This is a genomic window from Pseudomonas viciae (assembly GCF_004786035.1).
GTDB classification, from domain to species: Bacteria; Pseudomonadota; Gammaproteobacteria; order Pseudomonadales; family Pseudomonadaceae; genus Aquipseudomonas; species Aquipseudomonas viciae.
The window spans coordinates 4,385,522-4,409,843 of record NZ_CP035088.1 but is presented as its reverse complement, the minus strand read 5'-3'; the positions used below and the strand labels follow the sequence as shown (position 1 = coordinate 4,409,843).

Below are 24,322 nucleotides of genomic sequence, written 5' to 3'. Positions count from 1 at the left end.
CTTGAGAAGGAGGCAATCCAGGGTCGTCATATTTGTGACGATTACGCCGACAGCATTAAACGGCGGGTATTAGTTATTGATTGATAGCCGAAAATTTACCCGACACAAGTAAGTGGATCCAATAAGGTTGGGCAAGTGACAAACGGTAGGGGGCGGTTGCCCAGGTTCATCCCTTGGTGGGCCGGCACTTAACTCCGCTATCCTGAGCCTCACGTTTATCCATCGAGCCTTTTCATGCTTGAAGTGCGCGAAGTGTTTAAAAGCTACGTCACCCCCCAGGGCCCGTTGCCGGTGTTGCAAGGCATCGATCTGACGCTGGCCCCCGGCAGTAGCCTGGCGCTGATGGGGGAGTCCGGCAGCGGCAAGAGCACTTTGCTGCACTTGGTCGCCGGGCTGGACAAGGTCGATCGCGGCAGCATTCGCAGTGGCGAGTATCGGCTCGACGCAATGAGCGAAAGCCAGCTGGCGAACTGGCGACGCAGCGAAATCGGTCTGGTGTTCCAGCAGTTCAACCTCATCAGCAGCTTGCCGGTGGAGGATAATCTGGCGTTCCAGGCGCGCCTGTGTGGCCGCCATGACCCTGTCTGGCAGGCTCATCTGGTGCAGCGGCTCGGGCTCAAGGACTTGCTGCGGCGTTACCCGGAACAGCTTTCCGGTGGGCAGCAGCAACGGGTGGCGCTGGGCCGGGCGCTGGCCTCGCGACCGCCCCTGTTGCTCGCCGACGAACCCACCGGCAGCCTCGACGAAGCCACCAGCGACGAGGTGTTGCAACTGTTGCTGGAACTGTTGGATGGCAGCCCCACCAGCTTGCTGATGGTCACTCACAGCCCCCGGGTGGCGGCCCGTCTGTCCCGGCGCGTGGTCTTGCAGCGCGGCCGTCTGGCCCAGGTGGCCCAGGGGTGATGATCTTTCGCCAGACCCTCAAGGCGCTGCTCAGCCATTGGCGCCAGCATCCGGTGCAGTTTTTCAGCGTGTTGACCGGGCTCTGGCTCGCCACCAGTTTGCTCACCGGTGTGCAGGCGCTGAACAGTCAGGCCCGGGACAGCTATGCCCGGGCCAGTCAGCTCATCGGCGGCGAACCCCAGGCCAGCCTCAGTGCGCCCGGCGGCGGCACCTTCCCTCAGCAATGGTTTGTCGATCTGCGGCGCCAGGGTTGGCCGGTGTCACCGGTGTTGCAGGCGCGAGTCATGCTCAAGGGCCACGAAGACCAGCGCCTGCAACTGATGGGCATTGACCCGGTATCGCTGCCTCCCGGGGCGGCGCTGGCGGGGCAGGCGCGGGAGATAACCGAACTGGTGGCGTTTTTCACGGACCCTGGCCACACCTGGGTCGCTGCGCAGACCTTGCAAGCCTTGGGGCTGCGGGAGGGCGACCGGCCTCAGACGGTGGATGGGCAATTGCTGCCGCCACTGCATGTCCAGGTGGACATGGCGCCGGGCATGCTGTTGATGGACATCGGTTTTGCCCAGCAGGTACTCGGGTTGCCGGAGCAGCTGTCACGGCTGTTGCTGCCCACCACGTTCAGTGCGGCGTTACCGGAGGCGTTCAACGGTCGGCTGCAACTCAAGCACGCCGATGAAGAAAACAACCTGTCGCGCCTGACCGAAAGCTTTCACCTGAACCTCGACGCCCTGGGGTTTTTATCCTTCGTGGTGGGACTGTTCATTGTCCACGCCGCCATCGGCCTGGCCCTGGAACAACGCCGCAGCCTGCTGCGAACCCTGCGGGCCTGTGGCGTCAGTGCGCGGGTGCTGATCACCAGCCTGGCCCTTGAGCTGGGCGCGCTGGCCTTGCTCGGAGGGATCGCCGGGGTGCTCAGCGGCTATTGGCTGGCGAGCCTGTTGTTGCCCGATGTCGCGGCGAGTCTGCGGGGTTTGTACGGCGCTGAAGTGGCCGGGCATCTGAACCTCAGCCCGTGGTGGTGGCTCAGCGGCGTCGGCCTGAGCCTGCTTGGTGCGCTGCTGGCCGGCGCCGACAGTTTGCTGCGCGCCGCGCGCCTGCCGTTGCTGGCGCTGGCCAATCCCCAGGCCTGGCATCAGGCCCATGCGCGATGGCTGCGGCGTCAGGGTTGGGTGGCGACATTCGCGGCGTTGATCGCCGTGTCGGCATTGATCTGGGGTGACAGCCTGGCCAGCGGTTTTGTCCTGATGACCACCTTGTTGCTGGGCGCGGCGCTGGCCTTGCCGGTGTTGCTCAATCGCGCGCTGAACCTGCTGTTGCGCCGCAGCCGTTCGGTACTTGGGCAGTGGTTTCTCGCCGATTGCCGCCAGCAACTGCCGACGCTGAGCCTGGCGCTGATGGCGTTGCTGCTGGCGCTGGCGGCGAACATCGGTGCCGGCAGCATGACCGCAGGCTTTCGCCAGACCTTCAGCAACTGGCTCGAACAACGACTGAGCGCCGAGCTGTACATCAATCCGCAAACCCCCGCCCAGGCGGGCGAGCTGCACGCCTGGCTCAAGCAGCAACCGGCGGTTACGGCGGTCGTTCCCATCTGGCAGGTATCGGTCCCGTTGCAGGGCTGGCCGACGGATATCCACGGCATCATCGATCATCCCCACTATCGCCAGCATTGGCCGCTGCTGGAGTCGGCCAGCGACAAGCCTTGGGAGCAACTCGCCGCTGCCGACACGCTGATGCTCAGTGAACAACTGGCCCGACGCCTCAAGGTGAGCATTGGCGATCAGTTGACCCTCCCGACGCCGCAGGGGCCGTGGGCGCTACGCGTCGTTGGGGTTTATGCCGACTACGGCAATCCCAAGGGCCATGTGCTGGTCAACGTTGATCACTTATTGGCGCACTGGCCGCAACTGACGCCAAACCGTTTCAACCTGCGCATCGAACCGTCCGCGATCCCGGCGCTGCTGACGGCGTTGCAAGGTCGGTTCAGCCTGGATGACAGCCGTATCGTCGATCAGGCCCGGCTCAAGGGCTGGTCGACCCAAGTGTTCGAGCGCACCTTTGCCGCCACCGCTGCCCTCAACAGTCTGACCCTGGCGGTGGCCGGAGTGGCGTTGTTCATCAGTCTCTTGACCCAGAGCCAGAGTCGCCTCGGCCAGTTGGCGCCACTGTGGGCGCTGGGGGTGACGCGACGGCAGTTGATGTTGCTCAACCTCGGCCAGACCTGGCTGCTGGCGCTATTGACCCTGATGCTGGCCTTGCCCCTGGGCATCGCCCTGGCCTGGTGCCTGGATGCGGTGATCAATGTGCAGGCCTTCGGCTGGCGCCTGCCGTTGCAGGTATTCCCGTTGCAACTGGCGCAGTTGCTGGCCTTGGCGATGCTCGCCACGCTACTGGCATCGGCCTGGCCGCTGTATGCGTTGTACCGCACGCAGCCGGCGGATTTGCTGAGAACCTTTGCCCATGAAGATTAAAGTCGGCCTGATGTTGCTGGTGTTGCTCAGCGGCTGCGGTGAACCGTTACCGGAGAAGGGCTTTGCCGGCCTGGGCGATCAGGCTGCCGCGTTCACGCCAGTGGCGCCGGGGCGGGTGTTCAGTTTCCCGGCTGACCACGGCATTCATGAGGGTTTTCGCATCGAGTGGTGGTACGTCACCGCCAATCTCAAGGATGCCCAGGGCCGCGATTTCGGTGTGCAATGGACGCTGTTTCGCAGCGCCTTGAACGCCGCGCCCCAGGCCAACGGCTGGCGCAACCAGACGATCTGGCTCGGTCACGCGGCGGTCACTTCTGCCGCCGTCCATCATGCCGCCGAGCGCTACGCTCGGGGTGGTGTGGGGCAGGCCGGGGTGCAGACGACACCCTTCGAGGCCTGGATCGACGACTGGCGCTTTGGCACTCAAGCGTCAGGCGCCGACCCTCTGGCGGATATGCAACTGACGGCCCGAGACCCGCGCTTCAGTTATGCGTTGCGGCTCACTTCGGCCCGCCCGCTGGTGTTGCAGGGGGATCAGGGTTTCAGCCAGAAATCCGAACAGGGTCAGGCGTCGTACTACTACAGCCAGCCGTTTTTCCAGGCCAGTGGCGAATTGGAAATTGACGGCCAGCGCTATCAGGTCAACGGTCCGGCCTGGCTTGACCGCGAGTGGAGCAGCCAGCCCCTGACGGCCAACCAGACTGGATGGGACTGGTTTTCTCTGCACCTGAACAGCGGTGAACACGTGATGCTCTATCGTATGCGCCACAAGAACGGAGCGCCGTACCTGACGGGCACCTGGATCGATCCCCAGGGCCGGGCGCAGACCCTGCACGCCGGGGAAATCAGCCTCGTGCCGCTGGACACCGCCAAGGTCGCCGGGCATTCGATGCCGGTGCGCTGGTCGCTGAAGATTCCCGGCAAGCAGCTCGACGTCACCACCCAGGCCTTGAACCCCAACGCCTGGATGAACCTGCGCATTCCCTATTGGGAGGGGCCGGTGCAACTGAGTGGCAGCCACGGCGGTAATGGCTACCTGGAAATGACCGGCTACTGATAATCGCCGGAACTCCCCGCGAACCTCGACCCTCATACTTTATGAATGCCTCGCTGGAGTCCGTCATGAGCGATGACCTCAAACTTTCGTCGCTGACTTACCGGCTGCAGCCGCCCGATGCCTGATTCCAGGCTTGGAATTCCAAGGAGTTCGCCATGAAGCACAGCCCTGATCAAACGCCGCAGAACCCGGACGAGCCAGGGATGCCCGGTGAAGTGGAGCGGGACAACGACGCCCTGCGCCCAAACGATCCGGCCAAGCGCAAACAGCAGCAAGGGGACCCTGAAGCGGGAGACACCGACGCGCAAAAAACCGGGCGGCGTGGTTGAGGCCAGATGCACCGTCCGGCATTAAAAAATTTTAAATGGCTGTTAACTTGCTGTGAGGCATGTTGCATGCCTCGGCTGATAACTTTTGTACTTGTCTATTAATGTTGTATAGCTGTTTGTACAGTTTTATATACATCGGAATGTGCCCAAAACCGTGGCGAGGGAGCCTGCTCCCGCTTGGTCGCGTAGCGGCCGCTCTGTTTTTGGGCTGCTTCGCACCCCAGCGGGAGCAAGCTCCCTCGCCACGGGATACCCTTCACACCCCATCAAATGTAACTGCACGAACGAGTGAGTGTTGATCAGTCGTCGATAGTTACAATTGAAGATGAAAAATTATTTAAAGCGCGACGCGGAAATATTTTGAAAGTTCCACTATTATTGTGCCCGTTCGCCCAGTGTCAGGCTCTTTACCAGTGCATGGAATGCCGAGGCCGTCGCACTGGGCGAACACCCTCTCGGAGTCAATCGTTACCGTTCACTTCAATGCACATCGGCCAGCAGACCTGGCCGGTGCATTGACGGCTGCGCGGACTTAACCGGCGACCGGTACACGCCAGTCATCGGAGCCCATCGTGCCGCAGACTTCGTGATTCCAGGTGATCTTGCGATATGAGAAGTGCACGTCTTCCAGATGGGTGAAATGTGCGTTTACCGGGTCCTGGCAGTTGAACATGTAGTCCTTGATTTCAACAATGATCGCGTCGAACAGCGTGGTGGTGAAGTAGTGTTCCTGAGTGCCAGCCGCCGAAGTCCGGAGCCAATGAATCACAATTTCCTCCAGGCGTTCACCGCTGGTGAGGGCGCCCTGCAGCAGAGGCGTGGCCTTGTCGAACACTTTGGTGATGATGAGGGGGTGATGCACGCGTTGGCCGGTTGGCTGGCCGGATTGAGGATCGCGCGGGACGGTCACCTGATGCTGGAAACCTTGCACCATGATTTTGTCTTCACGACCTTCCTGATAAATATTGCCAACCGAGTCGGCCGTAAACGCGCCAGCAGTGATCAGACCTTGTTTGATGCCTTTGATGATCATATACGCGGGGGTAGCCAATGGGACGCTCTCCTTCCTGGATAACTTAGGGGCCTGGGACGGTTGTTGTCCCGAGGTGCCCTGACGGTTATCAAGAGCCATGCCATTTTAGGAAAAGTAAATTAGATCAATGAGTTATGTTTTGTCTTCATGAGCCATTGCCTCGAACCGAGGGAAATGCGCGTAAGGCGCCGTCCAGTGCCGCGCACCTTCCTGCGCTTTGGGGCTGACGCTGCAGCCCCTCAGGTAAAACGAGTTGATTATCGAGCTTCACGAGCAGGTTCGTAGTGCAATCTCTTTCACAGTCGCCCTTCGGCTTGTTCCTGCACGCCCAAGGCAGCCCTGCATTCCTCAATGGAGCGCTGTTGGGTCTGCGCATACAGCCCCAACTCATCGATGGTCGTTCGCCCCAGCGCCTCTTCAAACGCCTGGCGATTGGACTGCCCGGCGTAGTGACTCTGGGCGGCATCGCCGAGGTTCGACTGGAAGATGCCGGCGGCGCTGACCGGCAGGAAGTCTTCGTACACCAACGGTTCGGCACGCAGGTATTGCTGCTCCAGCAAGCGTTCCAACGAGGCCGTTTGCTCAAGGGTACCCTTGGCGGCAAGGCCTTTTTGCGTCACGAAATAACGGAAGTACGCCAGTGCCTGTCGACGCAGTTCATCGTGGGTGTCAGGGAATTGGGCAAAGTGTTCGCTCATCAGCGCGTTGTAGCGCTCGGCGTTGGCTTCATTGGGGAATGCCCCCAGTGCATCCCGCGCCGCGTTCAGCAATTGGTCATAGAGCGCACGACCCTTGGGCGTGAGCGCTGCGCCCCGTTGCTCGATTTCGCCAAAGCGGGCGCTGTGGCTGCCTTGGGATTGCGCCTGGTCGGTGAAGCTGACGGGCTCGTCGAGCGCCTTGAAACTGGTCTGGCGCAGCAGGATCGGGCAATGACGGCGGGGTGGGCCTTCGATCACTGCTTTGGGCGTGATGCCGTGCACGGGCATCTGCGCCTGGACGATGTCGATGTCCAGAGTGCGTGGCGTCAGGTGATTGATGTGCGGGCCCTTGAAGGCCACCACGTCGGCGATCAGACGATGTTGGGCGCTCAACTGCCGGTACTGCTCGGCCGTGACAGTGGCGCTGTGGTGCCAGCGAAACGTCTCCAGGGCCTGTAGGACGAAATCCTCGGACTGGGGCTCCGTCAAGCCGCCCTGGCGTTCGGCGAGATCGATGAGCTGAAGGGCGGTGGGGGTGAAGATCTGGCGCTTATCCAGCACCGATTCGGCAAAGGCCCGAAGTTCGGTGTTTTCGATCAGTTCCAGGCGCAGCAGCGAGGTGAACACTCGGAACGGGCTGACCTGCAAGGCACTTTCATGCACGGCGCGAAATGCCGTGGAATGCACCGGCACCCCGGCCGGCGTGAGGTCGTAGTAACCCACCGGCTGCATGCCCATGACCGCGAACAATCGTCCGAGGGTGGCCAGTTCCGCGGCAGTGCCGACGCGGATCGCGCCGTGGCGTTCCAGGTCCAGGCGCTGGAGCTCACCAGTGCTGCGCAGGTGTTCGGCCAGTTGCGGGTCTTTGCCCAGCACCTGGGCATTGGTTTGCTCCACCAGATTCATCAACGCGCCGTAGAGCGGCACCTCGTCGCGGTACATGTCGGACATCGCTTTGGAAAAGCGTTGGCGGATCAGGTCGGGACTGACGAAGCTCATGGTGAGAGTTCCTGGTTTGGGCTGTGGGAAAGTTGAACGAAAGATCGCAGCCTTCGCCAGCGTCGACAAACGAAGAATCTTCAGGACTTCATTCTGTCAGGGACTGACCCTCCCACCTGATCCAATGCCATGTGGCGAGGCATCCGCTCACTGCCCCAGTCCCTTGAGAAACTCCTGATACAGCGCTGCCGTTTTCCCGGGTTTTTCAATCATGGGCAGATGACCGACCCCGTCCCAGATTTCCACCCGCAAATCCGCGAGGCCCTTGCTCCACACGGGCACGCTGCTGACGTCGATCACCCGGTCCTGGCGACCCCAGAGCAACAGCGAGGGCGCGCGGATGTCGGCCAGGCGTGGCTCCATCGAGGGGCTGGCGCGAAAGTCGGCGTAGATCTCCGCCAGTTCTTCGCGATGTTGCACGTAGCGCTCGGCCACCGCCGCCATCACCATGCCCGGAACCCAGGGCGGCGAGGCCATGGTCATTGCGTAGAACGGCGCGAACTCCTCCCGCGAGTGCACCAGGGATGGGTTGCGGCCGGCGGCCAGTTGGCGATCCATGTCGCTGGGTTGGGGCGAAGTGACGCCAGCCGGATCGAGCAGCGCCAGGGTCAGCACCCGTTCAGGCGAAGTGGCCGCCAGCCATGCCGCGAGATGCCCGCCCATGGAGTTGCCGATCACATGGACTTTGTCCAGGCCGCAGGCGTCGAGCAACTCGATCACCCGCCGGGCCTGGGTCGGGATGTCATAGCCGCCGCCGGCCTTGAAGCCGGTTTCGCCATGACCGGCCAGGTCGGGAATCACCACCCGATAGGCACCGACAAAATGCCGGGCTACGCGCAGCCAGAGGTCTTTGTCGCCGCTGTAGCCATGGAGCATCAGGATGCTGCCGGCAGCTTCATAAGGCCCGCCTTGCCAGGTCGATACGGTCATTTCGCTGATCGGTACGTTGATTTTGCGCAACCGATAGAGGCGTGCTTCCAGGGCCATGCTCATGTCGTACAACACCTGGCCAATGGCTGGATACGTCAACCAGCTCCAGGCGATAAACACGGCAAGAATTATCCACAACACCAGCATATTTTGCCCTCCATGGGTCACGACAGAATGTGATCGTCCAGCCTGAACCGACGGGTCAGGCGGTGATAAGTGAAGCTGAAGCCGGGGAACATCGCGATGACATGGCCGCTTTTACTCTGATACCAGCTATGGCATCCGCCGGATTTCCATACGGTGCGCTGCATTTCCCGATGGATCATCTCGGTGTAGCGTTGTTCGGCCGCCGACTGTACTTCAATGCTACGCAGGTTTCGCCGGTTCAGGGTGCGGATACAGTCCAGGATGTAATTCATCTGCGACTCTATGATGAACAGTGCCGAGGTGTGGCCGATGCCGGTGTTGGGCCCGGTCACGATAAACAGGTTGGGGAAGTCCGGCAGGCTGGTGCCCAGGTAGGCGCGGGGGTACTGGGCCCAGGCGTCACGAAGCCGGGTACCATTCTTGCCGGTCACGGGATAGGAAATCACCCCATCGGTGGCATCAAAGCCTGTGGACCAGACGATCAGGTCCAGCTCGATGTGCTGGCCGTCCCGGGTGATGATGCCGGTTTCATCGAGGGCGGCGATGCCTTGCTCCTGGCCATGCACGCTGACATTGGCCCGGCACAGGGACGGGTACAGCGTATTGGACAGGATGACGCGCTTGCAGCCGATCAGGTAATCCGGGGTCAAGCGGCGCCGCAGGGTTGGGTCCGGTACTTGGCACTCCAGCAGCCTCAAGGCTTGGCGCTGGACCATGCGAACCGCCGACCGTGAGTACTTGAAGGCAATCACCCGGGCTTCGAATTGCCAGTAGATCGACCAGCGCAACAGGGTGTGCAGTGGTGCCTGGCGCAGCAACCAGCGCTCGAAGCGATTGAAGGTGTGGTCGCGGCGGCGCAGCACCCAGTGAGGCGTGCGCTGGAACACATGCAGGTGCTCGACTTCCGCGGCAATGGCCGGGATCACCTGGGCGGCACTGGCCCCACTGCCGACAATAGCGACACGTTTATGACGGTAGTCGTAGGCGTGGTCCCAATGATTGGTGTGAAACGTCTTGCCCTTGAAGCGTTCCCGACCTTCGAACGGTGGGATCACCGGCTGACTGAGGGGCCCCGTGGCATTGATCAGGAACTGCGCCCGGTAGAGGCCCTTGGCGGTATGGACAAGCCATTGCCTGGTCTGGTCATCCCATTCCACTCGCTCGACATTCGACCCCAGTTGCACCTTGTCCCGCAGCTTGAAGCGCTCGATCACGTGTTGGGTGTAGCGATGCAGTTCCTCTTGTTCGGCAAACATCCGGCTCCAGTCGTAGCTGGCAAAGGACAGCGAATACAAGGGTGACGGCACGTCCACCGCTGCGCCGGGGTAGGTGTTCTGGCACCAGGTGCCGCCGAAAAAATCCCGGCGCTCAAGCAGCAGGAAATCCTCGATGCCTTCCTTGAGCAGATTGACCGCTGCGCACTGGCCCCCGAACCCGCTGCCGATGATCAATACCTGATAACTGCCCATGGACCTCCTTTCTGATCGTTTGCGGATCGCCCTAGTCATGTATAGCCAAAATCAGCGCCGAGCCCTGCATTTGGCAGAGAATAAATACCCCTTCATCAGTAGTGGCTATTTGATGCTGCCCTGATAGACTCCAGGCATCCCCTCCCAGAAAGACTTGGGAAACCCGCGATGCAGAGGTCTCTATGCAAAAAACGGGACGAAAGGGACGCACGCTCGCCAGGAGGCTTTATATATCTCGCATCCTGGGCCTGACGCTGGGGTTGGTGTTGGTGAGTGCTGCCCTCCATCCCCTCGAGCCGGCGCCGTGGGTCTGGGGATTCATGTTGTTCAACGGGTTGCTCTGGCCACACTTGTCCTATTGGTGGGCCCGGCATTGCAGGGCGCCGTACCACGCAGAACACCTCAATTTACTGATCGATGCGTTGCTCGGCGGCTTCTGGGTCGCGGCGATGCAGTTCAATCCGCTGCCTGCGGCAGTCACGTTGGCGATGATGGCGATGAACAACGTCTCCATTGGCGGCCTGCGTTTCCTGCTCATTGGGGCGATGGCTCAAGCGGTGGGCATTGTCGTCGGCGAAATGATCTTCCCGCTGACCCGCGTGCCCATGACCAGCCCGGCGCAGCTCTACGCCTGTTTGCCGCTGCTGTGCCTGTACCCGATGGCGCTGGGTTGGTTCTGCTATCGCCAGGCCTACGCCCTGGGCCGGCAAAAGCGCGAGTTGCTGGCCCTGAGTCGCACCGACAGCCTGACCGGGTTGCTCAACCACGGTGCCTGGAAAGACCGCCTCAACGAGGAGTTCCAGCGCTGCCTGCGCTACCCAAAAGACGGGGCAGCGCGTGGCGCAATTGCGCTGATCGACATCGATCATTTCAAAGCCATCAATGACACCTATGGCCACGTGGCTGGCGACATCGTGCTGCGCCAGCTCGGCAAGATGCTCAAGCAGAACCTGCGCACCGCCGATGTGGCCGGGCGTTATGGCGGTGATGAGTTCTGTGTGATTCTGCCGGACCTGACGCTTTACAACGCCGTACAGGCCATGGACGGTTTGCGCGAGCGCTTTGCGACGCTCAGCTACGAACAGAACCCGGCGCTGAAGGTGAGCCTGAGCATTGGCTTGGCGGCCTTCAACCCGGACTATGGCGATGCCACCCATTGGCTCAATGACGCCGATCAGGCGCTTTACGAGGCCAAGACCGGCGGGCGCAATCGGGTTACTTGTTACCGGAATCGGCAGGTGTTGGAGGAATCGGTCATTTCCCTTTGAGAGGTTAGGCGGGCGTCTGCGGCCTAGAGCCTTGGACCATAGTCGGGTAGGGTTGCCTGAGCACTCTCCCGATACGGAACAAGGATGAATCATGACGATTACTGCTCTTCGCTCCCGTCTGGCCGTCAGTCTCGGCCTGAGCCTGGCCCTCGGCGCCTTCGCCCCGGTTGCTTTCGCGCAGCCCCACCCACAAGTTCTGAGCGACGCCGAACAGTACAAAGGCGAGGCCCTGAAACTGCTGGAACGGCTGGTGAACATCGACTCCGGCTCCGGGTATGTGCCGGGGTTGACCCAGGTCGGTGACATTGCCATCGAAGAATTACAGAAGTTGGGCGCCACCATTGAAAAGGTGCCCAACTCGGACGGCACCCAGCACATCCTGGCGACCCTCAAAGGCACCGGTAAGGCGAAGATCCTGCTGATGGCACACATGGACACGGTGTTCAAGGAAGGCTCGGCCGCCGAGCGCCCCTTCCATATCAAGGACGGCCGGGCTTATGGCCCGGGAGTGATGGACGATAAGGGTGGCATCGTCGCTGGGATCTATGCGTTGAAGGTGCTCAAGAACCTGGACTTCAAGAATTACGCGCAGATTACTTTCCTGCTCGACGCCAGCGAAGAAACCGGCTCGGATGTCGCCACCGACCTGATCAAGAAAACCGCCAAGGCCCATGATGTGACCCTCAACCTTGAACCGGGTCGCCCGGCGGACGGCCTGGTGGTCTGGCGCAAGGGCAGTGCCACGGCGCTGGTGGAGGTCAAGGGCAAGGCGTCCCACGCCGGGGTCGCGCCGGAACTGGGGCGCAATGCGGCGATGGAAGCGGCGCACCAGATCCTGCAACTGGGCAAGCTGGGCGATGCGGAAAAGAAAACCACCATCAACTTCACCGTGCTCAAGGCCGGTGACCGGACCAACGTGATCCCCGACCAAGCCAGCGCCAAGGCCGACGTGCGGGCGGCGGTACCGGAAGAGTTCGACCGCATCGAAAAAGACCTGGCCCGCGTGTCGCAAGACAAACTGATCGCCGACACCGAAGTCACCACCAGCCTCAAGCGCGGCCTGCCGCCGATGCCGCAAACGGCGGAATCGGATCGTTTGATGGCCATGGCCCAAGGCATCTATGGCGAACTGGGGCGCAAACTCACTGAAGAGGGCAGCGGCGGCGCGGCGGATGCCAGCCTCTCAGCCGGCGTCGGCACACCGACGCTGGATGGCTTTGGTATTGTCGGTGGCAACATTCATACGCCTGAGGAATACGCGGAAGTTGAGAGCGTGGTGCCGAGGATTTATCTGTTGTCGCGGATGATCATGGAGTTGGCGGGGCGGTAATAGTGAGCCTGGCACAAACCAAACCCGTTGTGGGAGCAAGGCTTGCCCGCGATGAAGGCGATGCGGTCTCTTGAGGAACCGAGGCGTCTGCATCGCGAGCAAGCTTTGCTCCCACAGGCCTCTGGTGTTCTCCAGAGGCCAGTTTCATTTTGTGAGTCGGCTAGCGCGGCTCGACGTTATCCAGCGCCCGGTTCGCCAATAATCCGCCCAGTTCGATCAACTGCTGGATGCCCAGGGCCACGTGCCGCCTGGAACCTTCCAGGTCGAAGGCCAGGTCGTTGACCATGGCATTGGCCGAGGCCAGGGTTTCGCTGAGGTTGGCGAGCAGGGATTCGGTGTCGATGCCGTTGACCACCGTGAACAGTTGGCTGGGGTCGGCTTCGGCTTGCGTGGGTTTGGGCTTGAGGTAGAAGTCGAGGGCGCGGTCGGCGGCTTCGTCGAGTTTTTTGGAATGGCTTTTTTGGCGTGAGGAAGTCGGATCGGTGTCCGGCGGGTTGGGAGTTGCTTTGAACATAGTTGAAGCTCCGATGCACTTGAAAAGGAGCCATCACCTGCTCGCTACCAAACGAATTGGGTGGTGGCCATACGAAGGTTGGTAGACCGGGCATCGGAGCCGGCGCCTCCGAAGAGACCCTGCGCATGGCCACCAAAAAGCGCAGTGCATGACTGCACTTGCAGAGGTGACGCTATGCACCGACAACCCGGGCTACCAAACCCGATCGCTGATTCGTCAGCGACCGGAAAACGATAAAGCCCGACCCCAAGGCGCACAAGCCGGCGGATTCTGGCGTAGTTGTAGGCAACGGCGCAAGGCGAGGCAGCTTGGTCCTACACCGAAATTAACAGGATAAACATCAAGCCTTTGTGGCGAGGGGATTTATCCCCTCGCCACAAAGGCCGCGCAGGCTTTCGACTGTTAGTAAACCCAAACCTCCACCCGCCGATTCCTGACCCTGCCTTCATCCTCACTGTTGGCCGCCACCGGCATCAATGCCCCAAACCCCCGTACCTCCCGCAGCGCCACGCCGTATTTGACCAGCTCACGGCGCACCGCCATGGCCCGCAATTTGGACAACAGATCCGCGCGCGCCGGGTCGTCCTTGGCGTCGCCAAACCCCACCAGGGTCACGCGCCGGTCGAGCTTGCCATGTTGCTTTATATAGTCGAGTACCCGGCCCAGGTCCTGATGGGCCTTGTTGTCGAGGTTGGCGCTGCCTTCTTCGAAGCGAAAATTCACGCTCAGGCGTTGGGCATGGCGGCTCAGGGCCTGATACCCCTCCGGCATCAGCGCATTCGGCGTGACGGCCATGGCCTGGACGGTTTGGGCGATGAACCCATTGGCCGCGACGATGGCCTGTCCCTGGTCGCTTTGGGTGAATTCAACCAGCGCCTCGGCCCACGGGTTGGTTTGTTGAGGGGGCAGGTAAAAGAACAGCCTGCGGGACAAGGGATAATCCTCGGTGGCGATCAGATTGTTCAACGGCAACATGGGCTGGGAAGCGCCGTCGACAATCGCCAGGGCCTTGGCCTGGCGCACGTAAGGCAAACCGATGAAGCCAATGCCTTGCGGGTCCTGACTGACGGCGTCGGACAACTGTTCGCTGGATTCGAAGCGCCGCGCTGAAGGATCCAGCCGTTTGCCCTGTCGGCTAAGGACCAGTTCCTTGAAGGTATCGTAGGTGCCGGACTGTTCGTCCCGGGCGTAGAGATGAATGGGGCCGCCGACGCTGCCGACCGCTTCCCAGGTTTTCGCCTCGCCGCTGAATATTCGCGCCAGTTGTACGGTATCGAGCTGACGCAACGGGTTCTGTGGATGAAGAATAATCGCCAGGCCATCGATGGCGATGACCTGCTCGGCGGTGGGACTTTTCAGATCACCGAGGGAAGATAATTCCTTCAGCTCGCTGTCCTTGATCGGCCGGGAAGAGGCGGCCAGGTCGGCGCTGTCTTGCTTGAGGGCGGCGAACCCGGTGCTGGAACCGTGGGCAGCAATGTCGATTTCCACCCGCCGGCCGTCAGCGGTCTGGCCGATAATCCGCTGTTCGTTGTCCCGACCGGTGATTTCGGCGCTGACCTTGAGCAACCCTTGCTCGACCATCAAGCCCTTGACCAAGGCCGGTCCCAGTGCCGCGCCGATGGTATTGGAGCCCTGAAGGCGCAGGGCAGGGCCGTGTTCGGGAACCGGCAAGCCGCTGGCCCAGACTGCGAGCGGCAGCCAGAGGCCGATGAAAAAAACAACGCGCAGCCGCATGCCGGCACCTTCTGAACCTTGGGAAGTGCCGGAAGATTAAGTCAATCAGGTTACTGAAAGGTGACAGGGTTGCGACTCAGGACTAATGTCAGGCCGATCATGTGTGGGAGCGAGCAAGCTCGCTCCCACAGGGGATGGTGTGCGCCTTGAAATCAGCTCAATTCCAACCAGATCGGCGCATGGTCCGAAGGTTTTTCCATGCCCCGCAGCTCATAGTCCACACCGGCATCCTTGACCCGTGGCAGCAGGCCATGGGAGGTGAGGATCAGGTCGATGCGCAGGCCGCGCTTGGGCTCGTCCTCGAAACCGCGACTGCGGTAGTCGAACCAGCTGAAGCGATCGGTGACGTCCGGGTTCAGGTGGCGAAAGCTGTCCACCAGGCCCCAGTTTTTCAGGCGGGCCATCCACTCGCGCTCTTCCGGCAGGAAGCTGCATTTACCGGTTTTCAGCCAGCGCTTCATGTTGTCCGGGCCGATGCCGATGTCGCAGTCTTGCGGGGAAATGTTCACATCCCCCATCACCACCACTGGCTGGTCGTTGCTAAAGCGGCTTTCCAGCAGTTGCTGCAAGTCGCTGTAGAAACGTTCCTTGGCCGGGAATTTGGTCGGGTGGTCGCGGCTTTCACCTTGTGGGAAATAACCGTTCATGATCGTCACCGGCACGCCGTTGGCATCGGCGAAGGTGCCCCAGATGAAGCGCCGCTGGGCGTCTTCGTCGTCGCCCTCGAAGCCTTTGTACAGGCTCAACGGTGCCTGACGGGAGAGCAGGGCGACACCGTAGTGGCCCTTTTGCCCGTGGTAATGCACGTGGTAACCCAGGGCCTGAACCTCGGCCAGGGGGAACTGTTCGTCGTGGACCTTGGTTTCCTGCAGGCCGATCACGTCCGGCTGGTGCTTCTCGATCAGCGCCGCCAGCTGATGGGGACGGGCGCGCAGCCCGTTGATGTTGAAGGAGACGATCTTCATGGTCGGCTGTCCTGGCAAAACTGCGATGCTAGCTGACATGTCGGAAGGGGGCCAGCGTGGCAGTAGGACAAATGCGCTGCTAATGTCCTTTGCATGTAGGAACGATCACGAGCCTATTGGGTTCGTACTCAATAAGAGCGGGGCCTTACCGAGCCTCGCCCAGGAGATCTGCCGTCATGCCCGAAACCGCCACCGCCATCGCCGACATCCATATGCTCGACAGCGGTTACTCCCGCGAAGCCCGTTCATTGCTGTATCAGGCTTATCGCCATGAGCCGACCTTCAGCTTCCTGTTCGAGTCCGAACGTCCCGGTTATGAACATCGGGTACGGGCCACGGTGCGCGAGTTGGTCAAACAGCACTTTCTCCAGGATCTGCCGGCCATCGGCTTGCTGGTCAACGATCGTCTGATCGGCATCGCCCTGATCGCCCCACCGCAGCGGCGCCTGGGCATCACCGAAAGCTGGGCCTGGCGTCTGCGCATGGTGTTGAGCACTGGTTTTCGCTGCACCCGGCGCTATTTGGACTACCACGCGGCGGTGGCGGCCTGCCTGCCGTCGGATGCGGTCCATGTGTTGCCACTGTTGGGGGTTCATCCACAGTTTCAAGGCCAGCACTTTGGCGAGCAGTTGCTCGAAGCGGTGCATAACTGGTGTGCGGTGGACGAAAACTCCCAAGGCGTCGTGCTAGACACCGGCAACCCACGTTACCTGGAGTTTTATAAACGCCAGGGTTATGAGGAAATCGGTGAGATTGCGGTAGGACCCGTCCGTGAACACGTGTTCTTTCATGCCAACCCCCAAGTGCTGCAAAGCGCAACCGCATAATCGGCCGAACTTTTGGGAAATGTCTGGCTCTATCAGGCTTCCAAGCTCGTGATAGCATCCGCGCCATGAATTTCCCAGGACGAATGACCAGTGGCGCGCTCTTGCTGTCCCTCAGCTGCGCGGCACTGGCACAAAGTGAATTGGATGTACGCGTCAAGCCGTCCAACGACGAACTCAAAGCCAACGTAGAAGGTTACATCGGCGGTGTGGGTGATCGTGACGAAGAAGCCTTGCTGCGCTTCAGTCGTGGCGCCGAGGAACAGGCGCGCAAAGCCGCCCAGGCCCTGGGTTATTACCAGCCGCAGATCGACAGCGAGGTCAAGGGCGGCAAGGTGCCGCGCCTGGTGCTGACCATCGACCCCGGCGAGCCTGTGCACTTGCGCAATGTCACCGTGCGCATCGACGGCCCGGCGGCATCGCTCAAAGCCTTTCGCGTCCCCGACAACGCGGGCCTCAAGCCTGGCGCGGTGCTCAACCACGGCCGTTACGAAGACGCCAAGCGGCAGATCCAGAACCAGGCATCGCGTTACGGTTTTTTCAGCGGGCGCTTCGTCAGCCAGAAGCTGCTGGTGGATCCCCAGGCTGGCGTCGCCGATATCGAGCTCATCTATGACAGCGGCCCGCGCTATGCCTTGGGCCCGGTGAGCTTCGAAGGGGACACGCCGTTCGACGAAGAGCTGCTGCAGCGCATGGTGCCGTTCAAGGCCGGGACTGCGTACGACTCCGAACTCATTGCCGAGCTCAACCAGGCCCTGCAATCGAGCGGTTATTTCGAAGGCGTGCGGGTCGATGCAGCGCCCACTGCCGCTACCGGTAACGTGATCCCGGTGGCGGTCAAGCTCGACACCCGCAAGCCACGCACCATGGGTTTGGGCTTGGGGTTCTCCACCGACGTCGGCCCACGGGCCAAGGCCAATTGGACGCGCCACTGGGTCAACGCCCAGGGCCACAGTTATGGCTGGGAGACGGAAGTGTCGGCGCCCCGGCAGAACGTCGGCCTGTGGTACGACGTGCCGTTGGATCCGCCACTGACCGACAAGCTGCGCTATGCCGGCGGCTATCAATATGAAGAACTGGCCGACACCGACAGTCTCAGCAAACTGCTGACCGTGGGCCCTGAATGGCACAGCAAGTTGCCCAGCGGCTGGCAGCGGGTGGTGTCGCTCAAGTGGCAGCACGAAGAGTATCGCCTCGGCGACGATTCAGGCCTGAGCACGTTGCTGATGCCGGGTGTCAGCTATTCCTACCTGCGCAGCGACAACCGCATCGACCCGCACAACGGCTACCGCCTGCAGTTCGATACCAAGGTTGCCAAGGAAGGGCTCGGCTCGGACAACAACCTTTTATACGGCACGGCCATGGTCAAGGGCCTGACCACGGTGTTCGACAAGCATCGTTTTTTGGCTCGGGCCCAGGTCGGTGGCAGCGCCACCAATGGCTATAAATCGATCCCGCCGTCCTTGCGTTTTTTCGCCGGTGGCGACCAGAGCGTGCGCGGTTACGACTACCAGAGCCTGTCGCCGGAAAACTCCGAGGGCGATCGCATCGGCGGGCGCTACATGGTGGCCGGCAGCCTCGAATATCAATATTCCGTCGCTGAGAAATGGCGGCTGGCGACCTTCGTCGACCAGGGCAATTCCTTTAACAGCCTTGAGCTGCCGAGCCTCAAGACCGGCGTGGGCGTTGGCGTGCGCTGGGTGTCGCCGGTCGGCCCGATCCGCCTCGACCTGGCCCATGCGCTGGACGACGAGGGCGGTATTCGCTTGCACTTTTCCATGGGGCCCGAGTTGTGAATCGTGGTGTGAAGATAACGCTGTTGGCACTCGCTGGGTTGCTGGCGTTGGTATTGCTGGCCTTGAGCGTCATGCTGGGCACTCAATCGGGCAGCCGCTGGGCCCTTGGCCTGGTACCGGGGCTGAGCGTAGAAAATTTCCAGGGACGGTTGGGTGGGCAGTGGAGTGCTGACCACGTGCTGTGGCAGCAGGACACCCGCAAAGTGGAGCTCGATCAGGTGATATTCGCCTGGTCGCCGCTGTGCCTGACGCGCATGACGCTGTGCATCGAACAGCTCAAGGCGGACAAGGTCAGTCTGCAATTGCCGCCCTCTGCCGACGCGCCCAGTAGCGGTCCGATCAGCCTGCCTGATTTGGACTTGCCGGTGGCCATCGAACTGGGCGACGTACAGGTCGGCAGTCTGTTGTTCAACGGCAGTGAACAGCTCGAGGGCCTGCAACTGGCCGCTCACTGGACGGCCGAGGGCTTGCTGATCGACTCGGTGCAATTGCAGCGCGACGCGCTGAGCCTGAAGCTGTCCGGCCTGCTGAAACCGGGCGGCGACTGGCCGCTGAAGGCTGAAGGCCGCTTGACCTTGCCGGCGCCGGGTGCCACGCCGTGGGCGCTGGACCTGAAAGTCGACGGCGATCTGCTCAAGACCCTCAACCTCAACGCCGACAGCAGCGGCTACCTGCAAGGCCGCTTGGTCGGTGAGCTGCAACCGCTGGCAGACAATCTACCGGCCAAGGTGCGCATCAGCGCCGACGGCTTCAAGGCCAGCGCCGACCTGCCGGATACCCTGTTGCTCAATCAACTGGAACTGACGGGCGAAGGCGATCTGAAAAACGGCTATCAACTGCTCGGCAAGGCGACGCTGCCCGCCGAAAAAGGCCCGGTGGCGCTGCTGCTCCAAGGCAAGGTGGATGCCAGCGGTGCACAGATCGCCGGCCTCGACCTGAATGCCGGCGACCAGCAAAGTCTGAAGCTCACCGGCCAGCTGGATTGGCGCGAAGGCCTGAGCGCCGAAGCGAAAATCGCCTGGTTGGATTTCCCCTGGCATCGTCTCTATCCGCTGATCGACGAACCGCAGGTGACCCTGCGCAGCTTCAACGGTGAGGTGTCGTATACCGACGGTAAATACCTGGGCAATTTCCAGGCTGCATTGGACGGACCCGCCGGGGCCTTTACCCTGGGTAGCCCGTTCAGCGGCGACCTGACGCAAATCCATTTGCCGCAGCTTGAGCTCGCGGCCGGGCAGGGCAAGGCCCAAGGGCATCTGAACCTGCAATTCGCCGACGGCATCGCCTGGGACACGGCGCTGGAGTTGTCGGCCATCAACCCGGCGTACTGGCTCGGCGAACTGCCCGGCACCCTGGCGGGGCCGTTGCGCAGCAAAGGGGCGCTGAAGAACGACAGCCTCAACCTCGATGCGGACCTGGACCTCAAGGGCAAATTGCGTGGTCAGCCGGCGCTGTTCCAGGCCAAGGCCAGCGGCGCCGGCGAGCAGTGGAACCTCAGCGCCCTGGACATCCGCCTGGGGGATAACCGCATCAACGGCACTGGCAGCCTGCAACACAAACTCAGCGGCCAGATCGACATCAAACTTTCGCGCCTGGCGCAGCTCTGGCCGCAATTGCGCGGCCAGGTCATGGGCCGTATCGAGGTGGCCGGGACACTGAAGGCCCCGCAAGGCAAGCTCGGCCTGCAAGGCACGCAACTGGCGTTCCAGGATAACCGCCTGCAAAGCCTGAACCTGGACGTGACCCTCGACAGTGCGCAACGGGGAAAAGTCGACCTCAAGGCCAGCGGTATCCGCGCTGGCGAAACCGCACTGGGCGTGCTGACGCTTAGCGGGCAGGGCGACATCAAGCAGCAAAAACTCACCCTGGATCTGCAAGGGCCGCAGCTCGACACCACTCTGGCGCTCGATGGCGTCCTCGACCAGGGCAACTGGCGCGGGCGCCTGGCCAGCGGCGAGGTGCAGGCCGGCGGTCAAGCCTGGCGCCTGCAAGCCCCGGCGAAGCTGGAGCGCCTGGCCAATGGCACGCTCAATTTTGGCGCCCACTGTTGGCGTTCCGGCCAGGCCAGCCTGTGTGGCGAAGACCAGCGGTTGATGCCGGAGCCGAAACTGCGTTATCACCTCAAGCAATTTCCCATCGAAAGCCTGGCCCAGTGGATGCCCAAGGATTTTGCCTGGCAGGGGCGGCTCAACGCCGACTTGCAGCTGGATCTGCCGGCCACTGGCCCGAACGGGCGGATCCTGGTGGACGCCAGCGGCGGTACGTTACAGGTTCGGGATAAGGCGAGTGACAAAGCGCAGTGGCTGGACTTCCCGTACCAGACCCTGACGCTGGACAGTCGCCTGACCCCCAAGCGGATCGACACCAGCCTGAATTTCGTCGGCGCCAAACTTGGCGAGCTGATGCTTCAGGCACAGATCAATCCGATTCCGGCCAGCAAACCGCTGAGCGGCTCGTTTCGCCTGACTGGGCTGGACCTGTCGGTGGCCCGGCCGTTCGTGCCGATGGTGGAAACCCTCACCGGCCATCTGAACGGCAGCGGGACGTTATCCGGTGGTTTGCTCGCGCCCCGGGTCAACGGCAACCTCGTGCTCAGCGACGGCGAAGTGTCCGGCCCGGAGCTGCCCATCAGTCTTGAAGCCTTGCAGATGCGGGCGATGATTACCGGCGAAGCGGTGCAACTCAACGGTGACTGGAGAAGTGGCAAGAACGGGCAGGGCAGCCTGAGCGGTAACATCGGCTGGGGCGAGACCCTGACCATGAACCTGGCCCTCAAGGGCTCGCAACTGCCGGTCACCGTCGAACCCTATGCGGTGCTGGATGTAGCGCCGGACCTCAACATCACGATGCAGGGCGAGCGGCTTTCCATTGCCGGCAAGGTCCTGGTGCCCAAGGGCGAGATCACCATCCGCGAACTGCCACCGTCAACCGTCAAGGTGTCGGATGACACGGTGATCGTCGGCCACCAGACCGAAGAGGGCACCACGCCGATCGCCATGGCGATGGACATCGACGTGATCGTCGGCCAGGAAAAACTCGCGTTTACCGGCTTCGGCCTGACGGCCAACGTAAAGGGGCAGGTACACATCGGTGACAACATGGACACCCGCGGCGAACTCTGGCTCAACGACGGTCGTTATCGGGCCTACGGGCAACGGCTGACAGTGCGTCGGGCGCGGCTGCTGTTCGCCGGGCCCATCGACCAGCCCTACCTGGACATCGAAGCGATCCGCCAGACCGACGACGTGATCGCCGGCATCCGCTTGAGCGGCAGCGCCGAACAGCCGACCACGCAGATCTTCTCGGAACCGGCCATGAGCCAGGAGCAGGCATTGTCTTACCTGGTGCTGGGCCGGCCGTTGAGCTCCACGGGCGAGGACAACAACATGCTCGCCCAGGCAGCGTTGGGCCTGGGGCTGATGGGCAGCTCGGGGGTGACCACCAGCCTGGCCAATAACCTGGGGATCGAGGACTTCCAGCTCGACACCCAGGGCAGCGGCGATACCACCAGCGTGGTGGCCAGCGGCAACCTGTCGGAAAAACTCAGCCTGCGCTACGGCGTCGGCGTGTTCGAACCGGCCAACACCATCGCCCTGCGTTACAAACTCAGCAAGAAGGTCTACCTCGAAGCTGCCAGCGGCGTGGCCAGCTCCCTGGACATCTTCTACAAGCGCGATTTCTAAACCTTCCCCAATTCCCCTGTGGGAGCGGGCTTGCTCGCGAATGCGGTGTATCAGTTAGCGATTTGTTGACTGGCACAGCGCATTCGCGAGCAAGCCCGCTCCCACATTTTGTTACGCGTTCGTCTGGATATGTATAGCAACCTATCTATTTGTTTGACATTTGCTGCCTAAGCAGTAATATCTCGACATACATTCACTGCCTAGGCAGCAAACGGTGGTCAGATGAAGCATTTCACCCCAGACGATTTCCACAATTGCCATCTCGGCATGCTGCTCGGCCGTGCCGCGCTGCTCAAGGACCGGATCATCGACACCCACATGGAACCCGTCGGCATCACTGCCGCGCAGTTCAAGGTGTTGATCATCATGGCCCAGCACGGCATCGACACGCCGGCTGAGCTGTGCCGGTACCTGTCCCTGGACAGCGGCTCGATGACGCGGATGCTCGATCGCCTGGAGCAGAAAGGGTTCCTGGTTCGCCAGCGTTCGGCCGAAGACCGCCGACAAGTACGACTGGTGCTGAGCGAAGCCGGCCAGGCCCTTGCCGCTCGCTTGCCGTATATCGGCGCCGACGCCATGAACCAGTTGGCCGGCGCCATCAGCCACGAGGAGCTGCAAACCCTCGAACAAATCCTCAAGAAAATTCTGCTCGCCGCCGGTGATCCCATCACGGTGCTGCGATTGGGGGACAAATGATTCGTAAAGCCTTGCGTACCCGATTGAGCCTGGTGTTGTTGGCCATGAGCCTGGCCGGCTGTGCCAGCTACAGCGGCCTGAAGACCGAAGGCGTTAGTCTGGAGGCCCAGAGCCTCAAGGCCGGACAATCCCTGAACGGTGTCACGCTGTCGCCGGCTTCATGGCCGAAAAGCGACTGGTGGAAAAGCCTCGGCGACCCACAACTCGATGACCTGATCCGCGAGGCCCTGCGTGATAGCCCGGACATGCAGATCGCCAGCGCCCGAGTGCATCAGGCCAGTGCCGCAGCCTACGCCGCCAATGCGGCGCGCATGCCGACCCTGGATGCCAGCGGCAGTGTCAGCCGTTCGCGCCTGGCCCGCGACCAGGACCCGCAAGGGCAGGGCGGGGCCTACAGCACCCTGCGTTCGCTGAGTGTGGATTTCAATTACAACTTCGACCTCTGGGGTGGCCAGCGCGCCGCCTGGGAAGCTGCCCTGGGCCAGGCCCGCGCCGCCGAAGTCGATCGCCAGGCCGCGCAACTGACCCTGGCCGCCGACGTGGCCCGGGCCTACAGCGACCTCGGCCAGGCCCACATCATCTATGACCTGGCCGCCGAAGACCTCAAGCGCACCCGGCAAATGCTCGACCTGGGCAAGCGCCGCCTCAACGCCGGGATCGACAGCGAGTATCAGTTCCAACAGACCGAAAGCCTGGAAGCCAGCGCCGACGCGAGCCGCATTGATGCAGAGAAACGCCTGCAAAGCGCCAAGATCGCCCTGGCGGTGCTGCTGGGCAAGGGCCCGGATCGCGGTAACGAAATCGCCCGGCCCAACGTGCTGCAAGCCAGCGCGGTCGCCTTGCCGTCGAATCTGCCGGCCGAGTTACTGGGACGGCGTCCGGACCTGGTCGCGGCGCGCTGGCGGGTCGAGGCGGCCGGCAAGGACATCGAGGCCGGCAAGACCAACTTCTACCCCAACCTCAACCTGAGCGCGGCGGCGGGGGTGCAGTCGTTGCTGGGGGACGCGATGTTTGGTTCCGCCAGCCGCTTCTTCAACGTGGCACCGACCGTGTCGCTGCCGATCTTCGATGGCGGCCGCCTGCGGGCGGACCTGGATGCCCGGGACGCTGATTACGACCTGGCGGTGGCGCAATACAACAAGAGTCTGGTCAAGGCCCTTGGGGATGTCAGCGACACCATTAACCAGTTGCGTGACATCGCCCGGCAGATTGGCGCCCAGCAACATGCCACCGACATCGCCCAGAACTCTTACGACACCGTGGTCCAGCGCTACGGCTCAGGCATCGGTAATTACCTGGACGTGCTGAGCATCGAGCAGCAACTGCTGCAGTCCCAGCGCCAACTGGCGAACCTGAATGCCGAACAGATCGATTTGTCGATCCAGCTGATGCAGGCCCTGGGTGGTGGCTTCCAGGCCGAGACCCTGGCTTCGGCCACGCCGGCCGCCACCCCGCCGAATAACTGATTCGAGGTAC

General features: G+C 62.0%; 18 protein-coding genes. 11 read left to right on the top strand and 7 right to left on the bottom strand.

Going from position 1 to position 24,322, the window contains the following annotated elements; all coding sequences use genetic code 11:
* Positions 1 to 234: 234 nt before the first annotated feature.
* The 4 genes from EPZ47_RS19135 to EPZ47_RS30235 all read left to right on the top strand — a co-directional run bounded on the left by EPZ47_RS19135 (position 235) and on the right by EPZ47_RS30235 (position 4,757).
* Positions 235 to 903, top strand: a complete 669-nt coding sequence (locus tag EPZ47_RS19135; protein ID WP_135846239.1) for an ABC transporter ATP-binding protein — start codon at positions 235 to 237, stop codon at positions 901 to 903.
* Positions 900 to 3,371 (top strand): ABC transporter permease, encoded by a 2,472-nt coding sequence (locus tag EPZ47_RS19130; RefSeq protein ID WP_135846238.1) that lies wholly within the window; start codon positions 900 to 902, stop codon positions 3,369 to 3,371. Before EPZ47_RS19135 ends, EPZ47_RS19130 begins: the two co-directional genes overlap by 4 nt.
* Positions 3,361 to 4,428, top strand: coding sequence for a lipocalin-like domain-containing protein (locus tag EPZ47_RS19125; RefSeq protein ID WP_135846237.1), 1,068 nt, complete (start codon positions 3,361 to 3,363; stop codon positions 4,426 to 4,428). The genes EPZ47_RS19130 and EPZ47_RS19125 overlap by 11 nt, the downstream gene beginning before the upstream one ends.
* A gap of 155 nt (positions 4,429 to 4,583) precedes the next feature.
* Entirely contained in the window at positions 4,584 to 4,757 is a 174-nt protein-coding gene (locus EPZ47_RS30235; RefSeq protein ID WP_178084269.1) for a hypothetical protein, read from the top strand.
* Between the two features lie 532 nt (positions 4,758 to 5,289).
* On the opposite strand, the gene EPZ47_RS19115 is transcribed toward EPZ47_RS30235, so the two are convergent.
* The 4 genes from EPZ47_RS19115 to EPZ47_RS19100 all read right to left on the bottom strand — a co-directional run bounded on the left by EPZ47_RS19115 (position 5,290) and on the right by EPZ47_RS19100 (position 10,033).
* A complete protein-coding gene (locus tag EPZ47_RS19115; RefSeq protein WP_135846236.1) occupies positions 5,290 to 5,808 on the bottom strand; it encodes an Hcp family type VI secretion system effector in 519 nt (172 codons plus the stop codon).
* A gap of 278 nt (positions 5,809 to 6,086) precedes the next feature.
* Positions 6,087 to 7,487: a 2-oxoadipate dioxygenase/decarboxylase HglS gene (hglS, locus tag EPZ47_RS19110; RefSeq protein WP_135846235.1), complete on the bottom strand. Its 1,401-nt coding sequence runs from the start codon at positions 7,485 to 7,487 to the stop codon at positions 6,087 to 6,089.
* Positions 7,488 to 7,634: 147 nt separating this feature from the next.
* Positions 7,635 to 8,564 carry an alpha/beta fold hydrolase gene (locus tag EPZ47_RS19105; RefSeq protein ID WP_135846234.1) on the bottom strand — a complete coding sequence of 310 codons (930 nt, stop codon included), beginning with the start codon at positions 8,562 to 8,564 and terminating at the stop codon, positions 7,635 to 7,637.
* A gap of 17 nt (positions 8,565 to 8,581) precedes the next feature.
* A complete protein-coding gene (locus tag EPZ47_RS19100; RefSeq protein ID WP_135846233.1) occupies positions 8,582 to 10,033 on the bottom strand; it encodes a flavin-containing monooxygenase in 1,452 nt (483 codons plus the stop codon).
* Positions 10,034 to 10,215: 182 nt separating this feature from the next.
* Here EPZ47_RS19100 and EPZ47_RS19095 point away from each other — a divergent pair, with 182 nt between their 5' ends.
* The gene (locus tag EPZ47_RS19095) at positions 10,216 to 11,301 is read left to right on the top strand and encodes a diguanylate cyclase (protein WP_135846232.1); all 1,086 of its coding nucleotides are present in this window, start codon (positions 10,216 to 10,218) and stop codon (positions 11,299 to 11,301) included.
* A 91-nt stretch (positions 11,302 to 11,392) separates the two neighbouring features.
* Positions 11,393 to 12,631, top strand: coding sequence for a M20/M25/M40 family metallo-hydrolase (locus EPZ47_RS19090; RefSeq protein ID WP_135846231.1), 1,239 nt, complete (start codon positions 11,393 to 11,395; stop codon positions 12,629 to 12,631).
* 160 nt (positions 12,632 to 12,791) lie between these two features.
* Here EPZ47_RS19090 and EPZ47_RS19085 read toward each other — a convergent pair whose 3' ends face one another.
* The 3 genes from EPZ47_RS19085 to xthA all read right to left on the bottom strand — a co-directional run bounded on the left by EPZ47_RS19085 (position 12,792) and on the right by xthA (position 15,847).
* On the bottom strand, positions 12,792 to 13,145 hold the full coding sequence (locus EPZ47_RS19085) for a DUF6124 family protein (RefSeq protein ID WP_135846230.1): 354 nt from the start codon (positions 13,143 to 13,145) through the stop codon (positions 12,792 to 12,794).
* A 402-nt stretch (positions 13,146 to 13,547) separates the two neighbouring features.
* Positions 13,548 to 14,882, bottom strand: coding sequence for a substrate-binding domain-containing protein (locus tag EPZ47_RS19080; protein ID WP_135846229.1), 1,335 nt, complete (start codon positions 14,880 to 14,882; stop codon positions 13,548 to 13,550).
* A 152-nt stretch (positions 14,883 to 15,034) separates the two neighbouring features.
* On the bottom strand, positions 15,035 to 15,847 hold the full coding sequence (gene xthA, locus EPZ47_RS19075) for an exodeoxyribonuclease III (protein ID WP_135846228.1): 813 nt from the start codon (positions 15,845 to 15,847) through the stop codon (positions 15,035 to 15,037).
* Between the two features lie 176 nt (positions 15,848 to 16,023).
* Here xthA and EPZ47_RS19070 point away from each other — a divergent pair, with 176 nt between their 5' ends.
* The 5 genes from EPZ47_RS19070 (at position 16,024) to EPZ47_RS19050 (ending at position 24,312) form a co-directional block, all read left to right on the top strand.
* Positions 16,024 to 16,674, top strand: coding sequence for a GNAT family N-acetyltransferase (locus EPZ47_RS19070; RefSeq protein WP_025212895.1), 651 nt, complete (start codon positions 16,024 to 16,026; stop codon positions 16,672 to 16,674).
* Between the two features lie 65 nt (positions 16,675 to 16,739).
* The gene (locus EPZ47_RS19065) at positions 16,740 to 18,467 is read left to right on the top strand and encodes an autotransporter assembly complex protein TamA (RefSeq protein ID WP_135846227.1); all 1,728 of its coding nucleotides are present in this window, start codon (positions 16,740 to 16,742) and stop codon (positions 18,465 to 18,467) included.
* Positions 18,464 to 22,150 (top strand): translocation/assembly module TamB domain-containing protein, encoded by a 3,687-nt coding sequence (locus tag EPZ47_RS19060; RefSeq protein WP_135846226.1) that lies wholly within the window; start codon positions 18,464 to 18,466, stop codon positions 22,148 to 22,150. The genes EPZ47_RS19065 and EPZ47_RS19060 overlap by 4 nt, the downstream gene beginning before the upstream one ends.
* Before the next feature lie 222 nt (positions 22,151 to 22,372).
* Positions 22,373 to 22,846 carry a MarR family winged helix-turn-helix transcriptional regulator gene (locus tag EPZ47_RS19055; RefSeq protein WP_135846225.1) on the top strand — a complete coding sequence of 158 codons (474 nt, stop codon included), beginning with the start codon at positions 22,373 to 22,375 and terminating at the stop codon, positions 22,844 to 22,846.
* Positions 22,843 to 24,312: an efflux transporter outer membrane subunit gene (locus EPZ47_RS19050; RefSeq protein WP_135846224.1), complete on the top strand. Its 1,470-nt coding sequence runs from the start codon at positions 22,843 to 22,845 to the stop codon at positions 24,310 to 24,312. Before EPZ47_RS19055 ends, EPZ47_RS19050 begins: the two co-directional genes overlap by 4 nt.
* The last annotated feature ends 10 nt before the right edge of the window (positions 24,313 to 24,322 follow it).

Bases quoted from the DNA above. Each gene is read 5' to 3' on its own strand.
- EPZ47_RS19100 (WP_135846233.1), bottom strand. From the start codon at position 10,033: ATGGGCAGTTATCAGGTATTGATCATCGGCAGCGGGTTCGGGGGCCAG.
- xthA (WP_135846228.1), bottom strand. From the start codon at position 15,847: ATGAAGATCGTCTCCTTCAACATCAACGGGCTGCGCGCCCGTCCCCAT.
- EPZ47_RS19085 (WP_135846230.1), bottom strand. From the start codon at position 13,145: ATGTTCAAAGCAACTCCCAACCCGCCGGACACCGATCCGACTTCCTCA.
- EPZ47_RS30235 (WP_178084269.1), top strand. From the start codon at position 4,584: ATGAAGCACAGCCCTGATCAAACGCCGCAGAACCCGGACGAGCCAGGG.
- hglS (WP_135846235.1), bottom strand. From the start codon at position 7,487: ATGAGCTTCGTCAGTCCCGACCTGATCCGCCAACGCTTTTCCAAAGCG.
- EPZ47_RS19125 (WP_135846237.1), top strand. From the start codon at position 3,361: ATGAAGATTAAAGTCGGCCTGATGTTGCTGGTGTTGCTCAGCGGCTGC.
- EPZ47_RS19050 (WP_135846224.1), top strand. From the start codon at position 22,843: ATGATTCGTAAAGCCTTGCGTACCCGATTGAGCCTGGTGTTGTTGGCC.
- EPZ47_RS19095 (WP_135846232.1), top strand. From the start codon at position 10,216: ATGCAAAAAACGGGACGAAAGGGACGCACGCTCGCCAGGAGGCTTTAT.
- EPZ47_RS19070 (WP_025212895.1), top strand. From the start codon at position 16,024: ATGCCCGAAACCGCCACCGCCATCGCCGACATCCATATGCTCGACAGC.
- EPZ47_RS19090 (WP_135846231.1), top strand. From the start codon at position 11,393: ATGACGATTACTGCTCTTCGCTCCCGTCTGGCCGTCAGTCTCGGCCTG.
- EPZ47_RS19080 (WP_135846229.1), bottom strand. From the start codon at position 14,882: ATGCGGCTGCGCGTTGTTTTTTTCATCGGCCTCTGGCTGCCGCTCGCA.
- EPZ47_RS19135 (WP_135846239.1), top strand. From the start codon at position 235: ATGCTTGAAGTGCGCGAAGTGTTTAAAAGCTACGTCACCCCCCAGGGC.
- EPZ47_RS19105 (WP_135846234.1), bottom strand. From the start codon at position 8,564: ATGCTGGTGTTGTGGATAATTCTTGCCGTGTTTATCGCCTGGAGCTGG.
- EPZ47_RS19065 (WP_135846227.1), top strand. From the start codon at position 16,740: ATGAATTTCCCAGGACGAATGACCAGTGGCGCGCTCTTGCTGTCCCTC.
- EPZ47_RS19055 (WP_135846225.1), top strand. From the start codon at position 22,373: ATGAAGCATTTCACCCCAGACGATTTCCACAATTGCCATCTCGGCATG.